Here is a 10,919-nt window from a genome sequence, read left to right as displayed (position 1 = left end):
TATTTCTCTTTGACTCATTTGAAATGTTGATCCCAATCTTAGGTCTCCTGTTTTTGAAACCTAATTTATTAATTTGAGTGTCATTTCTATCGAGTCGTAGCAGTGTCATTTCTATTGTGTTATTACAATAGTTAATAGCTAATCTTTTTGTACTCTCCCGTTAAATTGATATTTTGCAAGTTCAGTTTTTATTTTTTCCCCAACAAATGTTTAAAGGACTATGGCTGATACATCAGATCTCAGGAATGGACTAATAATTAAATTTAAGAACGACTTGTTTACAGTTGTAGAGTTTCAGCATGTGAAACCCGGCAAGGGAGGGGCATTTGTTCGTACCTCTCTGAAAAGTCTCACCACAGGGAGAGTATTGGACAATACATTCCGGTCAGGCGAAGGGATAGATATAGTTAAGGTGGAGCGAAGGAAATTCCAATACCTTTATGCTGATGGTGAATCACTTGTCTGCATGGACAACGAAACCTACGATCAGATGAATGTACCGGTTGCCACATTTGGTGACGGAATAAAGTTTATAAAAGAGGGCACCGAAGTTGACATGCTTATGGATGGCGAAAAAATCGTGAGCGTTGAACTTCCCGTACATGTAGCTCTTAGAGTGGTGGAAACAGAACCCGGATTCAGGGGTGACACTGCAACAAATGCGTTAAAACCTGCGAAAATGGAAACAGGAGCCACAGTAATGGTTCCACTTTTCATTAACGAAGATGACCTTCTGAAGATAGATACCCGTACGGGTGACTATATGGAAAGAGTTAAATCTTAATTTTTTTAATATAACACAGGTTAAACATGGATATTAATTTAATCCGTCGTCTTGTCAAGCTGGTAGAAACAAGCGGAATCTCTGAACTCGAGATCGAAGAGAAAGAGTCGAGAATCTACATTTCCAAATATGGAAATGCAACACCCGGAGCTGTAAACTACACAGTTGGTGCCCCTCAGAGCGCCCCTGCACCTCATCCGGTTGCTCAACACGCGGCTCCAGTACCGGCTCCTGCACCTGAGTCAGCCCCGGCTGCCAATGAAAAGCTGCATGAAATTAAATCGCCGATCGTTGGCACTTTCTATCGTTCACCCGCTCCTGATGCCGATTCGTATGTAAAGGTTGGCGACAGAGTGGAACAGGGTTCAGTACTCTGCATCGTTGAGGCAATGAAACTGATGAACGAAATAGAATGCGACATTTCAGGAACAGTTGCCAAAATAATGGTTGACAACGGAAGGCCTGTTGAATATGGACAATTGCTTTTCCTTATTAAACCCGATTAAAGACGGTCAACAATTCATTTGAGGTAAAGATTGTTCAAGAAAATACTTATAGCCAACCGTGGTGAGATAGCCCTTCGGATTATCAGAGCCTGCAAGGAACTCGGGATAAAGACCGTGGCTGTTTACTCGGAAGCCGATAAAAACTCACTCCATGTAACTTTTGCCGATGAGGCTGTGTGCATAGGGCCTGCAGAAAGCCGCAACAGCTATCTGAAGGTGCCCGTGATTATGTCAGCCGCAAATGTTACAGGTGCCGATGCGATCCATCCCGGATACGGATTTTTAGCGGAAAATGCTAATTTCTCTGAAATTTGTGCCGAATCAGGCATTAAATTTATCGGTCCAACTGCTGAAATGATTCGCACCATGGGCGACAAGGCTGTGGCAAAAGACACGATGAAAAAGCATAATGTCCCTGTTATCCCCGGAAGTGACGGCATTATTGATGATCCTGCAGAAGCTCAGAGAATAGCGACTGCAATGGGATTCCCCGTCATCATAAAAGCTTCTGCCGGTGGTGGTGGAAAAGGGATGCGCGTCGTTCGTGAGGAGTCGGAATTTAATCTTGCATTCATAACTGCAAGAGCGGAAGCCGAAGCAGCCTTTGGTAATGGTGATGTTTATATTGAAAAACTCGTTTTGAACCCCCGGCATGTCGAAGTGCAGGTAATCGGAGATCAGCACGGCAACCATTATCACTATGGTGAAAGAGACTGCTCCGTACAAAGAAGACACCAAAAGCTGATAGAGGAATCCCCCTCCCCGGCTCTCGATCAGGAACTTCGTGACAGGATGGGAGCTGCCGCAGTAAAAGCCGCAAAATCGATCAATTACGAAAGTGTCGGTACTGTGGAGTTCCTTTTGGACAAAGACAAAAATTTCTATTTTATGGAGATGAACACCCGAATTCAGGTTGAGCATCCCGTAACCGAGATGGTTTATGAAACAGACCTCGTAAAGCAGCAAATTCTCGCTGCCGCCGGCTTTGTGATTGAACCACCCAACAACAGACCCAAAGGTCATGCCTTTGAGTTTAGAATCAACGCAGAAGACCCTGATAACAACTTCAGACCGTCACCCGGAAGGATTGAATCTCTCAATTTCCCCGGCGGGCTCGGAGTAAGAATCGACTCCCACATCTACCAGTCATACACCATACCTCCGTATTACGATTCGATGGTTGCAAAACTGATAGTCTGGGACAAAGACAGAACCTCAGCGATTCAGAAGGCTAAACGGGCTCTGGGTGAGTTTATTATCGAAGGGATTAAGACTACAATCCCCTTCCACCTTGATGTTTTAGAAGACGAAAGGTTTATTTCGGGAGACTTTGATACATCGTTCCTCGAAGATTTTAAACCTAAAAACAAAAATTAACCCCCGGGAGACAAGATGAATATTCCATCTGATTTAAAGTATACAAAAGAACATGAATGGATTCGCATTGAAGGCAACACCGGCTATATCGGAATTACCGATTATGCCCAGGGTGAGCTTGGTGATGTGGTCTTTGTTGATATCACAAAAGCTGAAGGCGACTCACTTTCCGTTGACGAGAACTTTGGAACCATAGAAGCTGTAAAAACAGTGAGCGAACTTTATGCACCATGCAGCGGTAAAATCGTTGAGATTAATTCCTCTCTCGGCGATTCACCTGAAAACATTAATCAGGATCCTTACGACAAAGGCTGGATGATAAAGATAGAGATTGCAAATCCTGCCGAACTTGATGCTCTGCTTGATGCTGCAGCTTATGGTGAACTTGTTGGAGCGTAGTCTCTAAAAGTTGTTATTCCCCCGGGCTGTTTCATCATGTGAGACAGCCTCTTTTTTAATTTATCCAGACACTTTATAAACCAGGTTTTAAACTCTATGACCGGATCATCGATTCTCATAATCGACTTTGGTTCTCAGTACACTCAACTGATCGCCCGAAAGGTCAGGGAGTTATCTGTTTTTTCGCTCATTCACCCACACACCATTTCTCCTGAAACGATAAAAGAGATCAATCCCAAAGGAATTATCCTTTCGGGAGGTCCCATGTCGGTAAAGGATGACAGTGCTCCGATGATCGATGAGGAAATTTTCTCGATGGGCATCCCTGTACTGGGAATCTGTTACGGATTGCAGTTGATCTCCTACACTCTGGGTGGAATCGTTGAAAAAGCCGATAAAAGAGAGTACGGGAAAGCAATTTTTAATGTTTTGGAGGAAAATCCTCTTTTTGAAGGGATTCCATCTGAATCGACAGTGTGGATGAGCCACGGCGATCATGTAAAGACACTTCCTTACGGATTCCGGAAAATCGGATCATCTCCGAACACGGAAAATTGTGCCATAGTCTCGGATGACAAACCTGTCTATGGCCTTCAGTTCCATCCCGAGGTGTATCATACCGGATACGGCAAGGATATCCTCTCAAATTTTATTTTTTCGATTTGCAATTGTAAACCGGACTGGAATCCGGGTGCATTTATCGATGAAAGCATCGCGAAAATAAAAAATGAAGCGGGTGGTTCCACCGCAATTTGTGCATTGAGCGGTGGTGTGGATTCGACTGTGGCAGCGGTGCTCGTTCACAGAGCCCTCGGTGAAAACCTCGTCTGCGTCCACATCGACAACGGTCTTATGAGGAAAAACGAATCTGCAAAGGTTGTAAAACTGTTAAGAGAAAGAACCGGGCTGAAAATAATCCATGTGGATGCTGCTGCACTCTTTCTCGAGAGACTTGCAGGTGTGTCGTCCCCTGAAGAAAAAAGAAAAATTATCGGACATACTTTTATCGAAGTGTTCGAAGAGGAAGCAAAAAAGATTGAAAACGCTTCATTTCTTGTTCAGGGCACACTCTACCCCGATGTAATCGAATCAGTTCCCGTAAAAGGTGCTTCGGTTACAATAAAATCGCATCATAATGTTGGCGGGCTTCCTGAAAAAATGAATTTGAAACTAATTGAGCCTCTTCGCGAGCTTTTTAAGGATGAAGTCAGGAAAATCGGGCTCTCTCTCGACATTCCCGAAGACCTGATAAAAAGGCACCCCTTTCCCGGTCCCGGACTCGCTGTAAGAGTCCTCGGTGACATACAGGAGGAAAGACTGGAGATTCTTCGGAACGCAGATGAGATATATATCGCCAAGATAAAGGAATATGACCTGTACGATAAAATCTGGCAGGCTTTTACGGTACTGCTCCCCGTTCAGACAGTTGGTGTTATGGGTGATCAAAGAACCTACGAGAATGTCCTGGCTCTTAGAGCCGTCACTTCCGTGGATGGAATGACAGCCGACTGGTACAGGTTCGACCACGATTTCCTTGCCGATGTCTCCAATTCAATTATTAATCATGTAAGAGGCGTAAACAGGGTTGTTTATGATATCAGCTCGAAACCGCCGGCAACAATAGAGTGGGAATGAAAAACGAGAAACAATTTGAGCTTACCCATCGTTTAAAGAGGGCTCAGGAATTTGAAGGCGGCGGAAAAATCCTTCATTCCATTCAACTTTATCAGGCTATTATAGATGATTTCCCGGATGATACCACAGCCTGGTTCCGTCTCATAGAGATTTATGAGAATATGGAGAAAATGGATTCCGCCCTCAAGATTATGGCAGAACTCCGAGAGCATCTGCCTGATGAACTGGAAGTGAGACTCTTTACGGGACACTTCTACTTTAAGTATCAGATGTGGGAAGAATCGATCGCCGTGTTAGGCGGAGTGGAGATGGAAGCCGAGCCGATTGCGTTTTTTATTCTTGGTCTGGCATATTTCCATACCGGGAAGTTCAGGGAGTCGGCGACACATCTTACCGCTTTTGTGAATTTTGAAAAGAACTCCGCCTTTCTTGGCGAGTCATACCTCTATATAGCGAGATGTTATTTTGAGATGAACCAGGCACATGTTGCACTCCCCTATCTTGAGGAAGCGATAAAACTTGCACCGACAAATCCGGAGGTTTATTTCTACCAGGCTGCCTACTATTTGTCTGTAGGGATGAATTCACACGCATCCACACAGATTTCCATAGCCATAGAACTTGGAACGGGCAATCGTCTGGTTTTCGAACTCGCTGTCGAAATTTACGACAAAAACCGTGAATTTTCGAAACTGGAGTCTCTTTGTAAAAAATACATAGAAGAATTTGAGCCTTCATCGAAGATATATGCTTATCTCGGCAAGGTGCTGCTGATGAGAAACAGGTATAAAGAGGCAGCCGGCTACCTTGAGACGGCATTAAAATTGAACCCCGACAACCGGTTTGCAAATGATGTTCTAAAAGAACTTAATGAAAGAAGAGATAATGAGCTTGTCAAGGATATATAAATTCTTGTTTATTATTTTTATTGCCAATGTGGCGGCTTCTGCACAGGATGATCCTCAGCCCGGGAAGCAGTCGTTCAATATCGCAGTACTTCTTCCACTTACAGACAAGGGAAAGCCATATCTGGAAAGAAGGTCTTATCAGGTACTTGAGGGGATCAAGTATGCGGTGCATATCTTCAATCAGAACAGCGAAACCAAAGTGGGACTTTTAATCAGGGACACCCAAAGCGACAGCAGCGTTATAGCATCCATGAAGCGGGAATTGTCGGTTGATAAAACTCTAAGCGGTGTGATTGGATCCACTTCGAGCAAGGATTCCCGTGATGTAATCTCGGTTTTCTCCGACCTTGGTCTGCCGGTTATCTCTCCGACCGCCACAGATGACGCTCTGCCTCAATTGTCCAATCTGGTGATTCAGGCAAATCCGACCTTTACCACGAGAGGGAAAATAATGGCAAGTTTTGCCAGAAATTATCACGGACTCTCTAAAATCGGCATAGTCTATCTAAAAGAAGGATATTCCAACCAGCTTGCCGAAAGTTTCAAGGAGGAATTTGAAAGACTCGGCGGGAAGGTGACACTTTCCCTTGTCTATAATATGAAGGATACAAAGTTTGAATCCCTGATCGAGGAAATCGAAAAAGCCGATGAGAAACTTGACGGTATCTATTTCCCTGTAAGCGATGTGAAAAATGCAGCTCTCCTGAATGAAAAACTGAGAGATCTTGCATTTACAAAAAATGTTTACGGCAATCAGGACTGGCTTCTCAGCGATGTTTTCAGTGAACCGGCTCCGTTTCTCGCATCAATGTACATAGATTCCGACTACTTTCTTGACATGACTCAACCGGATTATCAGAGAATGAACAAGGAATTTTATGAACTTACCGGTTATCTTTTTGATCGCAATGCGCTTTACGGATTTGACGCCACTTCAATGCTCATTAAATTCCTCGCAAAAAACAATTTTAACCCGGGTACATTCCTGAATGAGGTGCAGAGCGGTATCGATTATGACGGCATTAAAGGGAAAATAGTACTCGATGCCCGGAGAACGAACCTTTCTCTCAATATTTTGCAATATAATTTTGGAAAGTTTAGCCTTTTTCTTAAATTGAAGATATGATTTTTTGAAATGGCAATAAAAGATCACCCAAAAGACGAGCAACCGAGAGAAAAGGCAAAGAGCAAGGGAATTGATGCCCTCTCCGATTCGGAATTGCTGGCAATCATTCTTAGAACAGGGACAAAAGGGAAATCGGTTTTACAACTCTCCCGCGAAATTATTGAAGTTTCCGGAGGTCTGAATGAACTCTCGTCCAAATCGCCGGGTTATCTGAAAAACACTTTCTCCGGAATCGGAAGTGACAAGGCAATTACTCTCTCTGCCATTTTTGAGATTGCGAAAAGGGTACAGACCACAGAGAAAGATTATGTGACAGGGAAAATAACCAGCCCTGATTTAATAGCAGAACATTTCATCCGATACATGAAAAATGAACCTGTGGAAAAATTCATGGCGGCATTTATTTCGACAAGCGGAAGAGTGATAAAAATCGAGGAACTGTTCAAAGGAACTCTCGATTTTAGCCTCGTCGATGTCAGGGAAATCATTAGAAGATGCCTCGACCATAATGCCAAATCGATTATAATAAGTCATAACCACCCGAGTGGTTCCCCCGATATCAGCATCGAAGACAGAAGAATCACAAAAAAAATAAAAGAGGCCTGTTTACTCTTTGATATCAAACTTCTTGACCATATTATCGTCGCCGGAACAAAATTTGTCAGTTTTTCCAATCTGGGCATCTTAAATTCGGATTAATTGCATATTTTAATTGTTCAAAGTTTAAAATTTTCGTACCTTTGCTATATTTTATTTTTCAATAAGTAACAAACAACTCAAACAAAAGGAGAGAAGCCTATGAAGCTAAGTAAAATGCTTGCTATAGTCGGTTTATCGACAGTATTCTTCGCCGGTTGCTGCAGTGTAAGCGATCAGGAATACGCAGCTTTAGATGCTCTTCAGAACTCTGTTAATCAGAAGCAGTCTACTATTTCACAATTGAATAGCAAGAAAGCCGACCTTAACAAACAGATTGCAGCCAAGCAGAAAAAGCTTGAAGAATGTAATCAACTGAAGAATACAGTTAACCAGAACTTAAACAAAATCAAAAAGTAACAGGAGAGAAAAAGAATGAAATTTTCAATGAAAATTGCTGCTTTCGCTTTAGTGCTTCTCTCAGGTTCACTTTTCGCCCAGAGAGATCTTAGCTGCGATCAATACAAAGCCAAGATGGATTCATTAAAAGCAGTTGAAATGAATCTCAGCTCAACCGTAGACCAGCTCAACAAAGATGTTGCCAATGTTCAGAAACAGCTTGATGGCATCCAGAGCTACGAAGATTGTTTGGATGACCTTTACAAATCACTCGGCGCCAACGCTGGTGATGTATCGGTTTTCGCAATGAAAGTCAATGAACTTAAAAGCAAGATTGAGAAAAGACAAGAGCCTTATTCAGCAAGAGAAGCTGAACTTAAAGAACTCCAGTCAAACAAACTCTCAGCTCTTCCTGAGTTCTACAACACACTTCATGTTTATCTGCCTGACTTAATGGCTAAATGGAAAAAAGACCTTGATGTTATCGTCGTTCCTGAAGTGAAGAAGTATACTGTTGTTAAAGGTGACTGCCTGTGGTGCATCGCTTCAAAAGGCGAATACTACGGTAAAGGCGCTGCTTGGCCTGCAATTTGGAGAGCCAATCAGGAAGTTATCGGAAACAACCCTGACTTGATTTTCCCAAATCAGGTTTATACCATTCCGAACCTCACTGCTGATGAGATCAACACTGTTTCCAAAATGGGAAGAAACTACAAACCGGCTCCTTAATAGTCGCTTTGTCGCTTAATTCTTATTTTGTGACGATTATTCTAAAAAAGCCCTTGATACTCAGGTATTAAGGGCTTTTTATATTTTAAACTTAATACAGGAATCCATGTCAGAATTTGAAAAGAAAATCTCCCTTGAAGGCGTCGATCTGCAAAAACTTCTGGGACCAAATGATATCCATCTCGAGATACTCGAGGAACACTTCCACTCGGCTATAATTGTTCGCGGCGATCAGCTCATCCTCAAGGGCATCCAAAACGAGGTTGAGAAAATTGAAAAGATCATTAAGGAAATGATCTATGCAATAAACACCTCCGGAAGGCTCAAGGAACAGGATGTCAGGCTCATCCTTGAACTGACAAGAAACGGAAAGCAGGCAAAAGGAGAGGAGGACTTTGACAAGATCATCCTCTACACCAAGGATGATGTTATCAAGGCACGCACTCCGGGCCAGCTTGTCTATCTTAAAACCGCCCTGACCAACGATATTTGTTTCGCAATTGGTCCCGCAGGTACAGGAAAAACATATATGGCTGTCGCTTTGGCAGTTGCCGCGTTGAAGAAGAATCTCGTAAAAAAGATAATTCTCACCCGTCCCGCAGTTGAGGCAGGCGAAAAACTCGGTTATCTTCCGGGTGATCTCAGAGAGAAAATCGATCCGTACCTCCGTCCTCTCTACGATGCACTTGAGGATATGCTCCCTTCAGAAAGGGTAAAAGCCTACCTTGAAAAAGGGATTATTGAAATAATTCCCCTCGCCTACATGCGTGGAAGAACCCTCAACCGTGCTTTTGTCATTCTCGATGAAGCCCAGAACACTACCGATGTGCAGATGAAAATGTTCCTCACCCGTCTCGGTACAGAGTCGAAAGCCATTATTACAGGTGATATAACACAGATCGATTTGCCTGTAAAAACAGTCAGCGGACTCGTTAAGGCTCAGGAAATATTGAGCGGTATCGAAGGTGTCGGATTTTCATTCTTTGAGAAGGCTGATGTCGTAAGGCACCGCCTCGTTAAAGATATTATAGAAGCATACGAAAAATATTACGACAATTAGAAGATTTTGATGTGCTCATTTGACGGAATTTGCGGCAGCACGCCGCTTCTCTGTTGGAGCACGACTTAAACATATAACCGGAGACAATAAAGATGAAAGACATAATTTTAGAAAAACAGCTCCAGGCGATTGATATCCTGAAGGAAAAAGACATTGACATGTGGCTGACCTTCGTTCGCGAGAGTGCCTCGATCCACGATCCGGTGCTGGATACCATTGCAGGAGTGAATGTTACCTGGCAGTCGGCATTTATTCTTACAAAGCACGGGCACAGAAAAGCGATACTCGGGTCACTCGATATTCAAAACCTCAAAGACATGGGGACATTTGAAGATATTACGGGATATGTTAAATCGATCAGAGAACCGCTTCTCGAGTTTGTTAAATCTGTCGATCCGCAAAAAATCGCAATTAACTTCTCGAAAAGCATGAACCTTGCCGACGGACTCACCCTCGGTCTCTATCATGTTCTCCTCGACCATTTTGCCGGCACTCCGTACGGAGAAAGACTTGTTTCTTCTGAAGATATAGTCTCCTCGCTCAGAGGCAGAAAATCGGAAAAAGAACTTAAAATCATGAAAGAAGCAGTAAGGATTACCCTCGAAATCTTCGATGAAACAGGGAAATTCATAACCAAAGGAAGAACCGAAAAGGAAATTGCTGCGTTCATGACCTCGAGAGCCAATGACAGAGGTTATCAGGTTGCATGGGAAGCTGACAGTTGTCCCGCAGTCTTTACGGGTCCCGACACAGCCGGTGCCCACGCAGGTCCAACAGACCGTAAAGTCGAAGGTGGACATCTGATCAATATCGACTTCGGAATTAACTACAACGGCTACTGCTCCGATCTTCAACGCACATGGTACATCCTCCGCGATGGTGAAACAGACGCTCCCGAAGAAGTAAAACGCGGATTCGATGTTCTCAAAACATCCATTACAAAAGCCTCCGAAGCCCTCAAACCGGGAGTAACCGGAGTTGAAGTGGATGCCGCCGCCCGTGGGCACATTACCTCTAATGGATTTGATGAATACCCTCACGGACTCGGCCATCAGGTCGGCAGAGTTGCCCATGATGCAGGTCCGGGACTCTTCCCCGCCTGGGAAAAATACGGGAACCTCCCCTTCATCCCCCTCGAAAAAAATCAGGTTTTCACCATCGAACCCCGTCTCTATGTGGAAAACCATGGAATTGTAACAATCGAGGAAGAAGTGGTCGTCACCGATACCGGTATCGACTGGCTGAGTGAGAGACAGAAAGAACTCTATTTAATCCAATAATGCAGTAATGCAGTAATGCAGTAATGCAATAATGCAGTAATCCAATAATGCAATAATGCAGTAATCCAATAATATTTGTG

Annotated in this window: 12 protein-coding genes; all 12 read left to right on the top strand. The window is 43.5% G+C overall.

The window, feature by feature from the left end; all coding sequences use genetic code 11:
- Nucleotides 1–220: 220 nt before the first annotated feature.
- Nucleotides 221–784, top strand: coding sequence for an elongation factor P (gene efp, locus LCH52_02620; protein MCA0387370.1), 564 nt, complete (start codon nucleotides 221–223; stop codon nucleotides 782–784).
- A 26-nt stretch (nucleotides 785–810) separates the two neighbouring features.
- Complete coding sequence (gene accB / locus LCH52_02615) at nucleotides 811–1,290, top strand: acetyl-CoA carboxylase biotin carboxyl carrier protein (protein MCA0387369.1); 480 nt, start codon at nucleotides 811–813, stop codon at nucleotides 1,288–1,290.
- Between the two features lie 30 nt (nucleotides 1,291–1,320).
- Complete coding sequence (gene accC / locus LCH52_02610; GenBank protein ID MCA0387368.1) at nucleotides 1,321–2,667, top strand: acetyl-CoA carboxylase biotin carboxylase subunit; 1,347 nt, start codon at nucleotides 1,321–1,323, stop codon at nucleotides 2,665–2,667.
- 15 nt (nucleotides 2,668–2,682) lie between these two features.
- Complete coding sequence (gcvH, locus tag LCH52_02605; GenBank protein ID MCA0387367.1) at nucleotides 2,683–3,066, top strand: glycine cleavage system protein GcvH; 384 nt, start codon at nucleotides 2,683–2,685, stop codon at nucleotides 3,064–3,066.
- 96 nt (nucleotides 3,067–3,162) lie between these two features.
- Nucleotides 3,163–4,701: a glutamine-hydrolyzing GMP synthase gene (gene guaA, locus LCH52_02600; GenBank protein ID MCA0387366.1), complete on the top strand. Its 1,539-nt coding sequence runs from the start codon at nucleotides 3,163–3,165 to the stop codon at nucleotides 4,699–4,701.
- Complete coding sequence (locus tag LCH52_02595; protein ID MCA0387365.1) at nucleotides 4,698–5,609, top strand: tetratricopeptide repeat protein; 912 nt, start codon at nucleotides 4,698–4,700, stop codon at nucleotides 5,607–5,609. The genes guaA and LCH52_02595 overlap by 4 nt, the downstream gene beginning before the upstream one ends.
- Nucleotides 5,572–6,735, top strand: a complete 1,164-nt coding sequence (locus LCH52_02590; GenBank protein ID MCA0387364.1) for an ABC transporter substrate-binding protein — start codon at nucleotides 5,572–5,574, stop codon at nucleotides 6,733–6,735. The genes LCH52_02595 and LCH52_02590 overlap by 38 nt, the downstream gene beginning before the upstream one ends.
- Before the next feature lie 9 nt (nucleotides 6,736–6,744).
- Nucleotides 6,745–7,434 carry a DNA repair protein RadC gene (radC, locus tag LCH52_02585; protein ID MCA0387363.1) on the top strand — a complete coding sequence of 230 codons (690 nt, stop codon included), beginning with the start codon at nucleotides 6,745–6,747 and terminating at the stop codon, nucleotides 7,432–7,434.
- 99 nt (nucleotides 7,435–7,533) lie between these two features.
- Nucleotides 7,534–7,791, top strand: a complete 258-nt coding sequence (locus LCH52_02580) for a hypothetical protein (GenBank protein MCA0387362.1) — start codon at nucleotides 7,534–7,536, stop codon at nucleotides 7,789–7,791.
- Between the two features lie 15 nt (nucleotides 7,792–7,806).
- A complete protein-coding gene (locus LCH52_02575) occupies nucleotides 7,807–8,499 on the top strand; it encodes a LysM peptidoglycan-binding domain-containing protein (protein MCA0387361.1) in 693 nt (230 codons plus the stop codon).
- Nucleotides 8,500–8,605: 106 nt separating this feature from the next.
- Nucleotides 8,606–9,559: a PhoH family protein gene (locus LCH52_02570; GenBank protein MCA0387360.1), complete on the top strand. Its 954-nt coding sequence runs from the start codon at nucleotides 8,606–8,608 to the stop codon at nucleotides 9,557–9,559.
- Nucleotides 9,560–9,651: 92 nt separating this feature from the next.
- Nucleotides 9,652–10,839 (top strand): Xaa-Pro peptidase family protein, encoded by a 1,188-nt coding sequence (locus LCH52_02565; protein MCA0387359.1) that lies wholly within the window; start codon nucleotides 9,652–9,654, stop codon nucleotides 10,837–10,839.
- The last annotated feature ends 80 nt before the right edge of the window (nucleotides 10,840–10,919 follow it).

The organism is Bacteroidota bacterium, assembly GCA_020161395.1.
Lineage (GTDB): Bacteria > Bacteroidota > Ignavibacteria > Ignavibacteriales > Ignavibacteriaceae > UTCHB3.
This window is presented reverse-complemented; position numbering and strand designations above follow the sequence as displayed.

Bases quoted from the DNA above. Each gene is read 5' to 3' on its own strand.
- LCH52_02575 (MCA0387361.1), top strand. From the start codon at position 7,807: ATGAAATTTTCAATGAAAATTGCTGCTTTCGCTTTAGTGCTTCTCTCA.
- accB (MCA0387369.1), top strand. From the start codon at position 811: ATGGATATTAATTTAATCCGTCGTCTTGTCAAGCTGGTAGAAACAAGC.
- LCH52_02590 (MCA0387364.1), top strand. From the start codon at position 5,572: ATGAAAGAAGAGATAATGAGCTTGTCAAGGATATATAAATTCTTGTTT.
- LCH52_02570 (MCA0387360.1), top strand. From the start codon at position 8,606: ATGTCAGAATTTGAAAAGAAAATCTCCCTTGAAGGCGTCGATCTGCAA.
- LCH52_02580 (MCA0387362.1), top strand. From the start codon at position 7,534: ATGAAGCTAAGTAAAATGCTTGCTATAGTCGGTTTATCGACAGTATTC.
- LCH52_02565 (MCA0387359.1), top strand. From the start codon at position 9,652: ATGAAAGACATAATTTTAGAAAAACAGCTCCAGGCGATTGATATCCTG.
- gcvH (MCA0387367.1), top strand. From the start codon at position 2,683: ATGAATATTCCATCTGATTTAAAGTATACAAAAGAACATGAATGGATT.
- LCH52_02595 (MCA0387365.1), top strand. From the start codon at position 4,698: ATGAAAAACGAGAAACAATTTGAGCTTACCCATCGTTTAAAGAGGGCT.
- radC (MCA0387363.1), top strand. From the start codon at position 6,745: ATGGCAATAAAAGATCACCCAAAAGACGAGCAACCGAGAGAAAAGGCA.
- guaA (MCA0387366.1), top strand. From the start codon at position 3,163: ATGACCGGATCATCGATTCTCATAATCGACTTTGGTTCTCAGTACACT.
- efp (MCA0387370.1), top strand. From the start codon at position 221: ATGGCTGATACATCAGATCTCAGGAATGGACTAATAATTAAATTTAAG.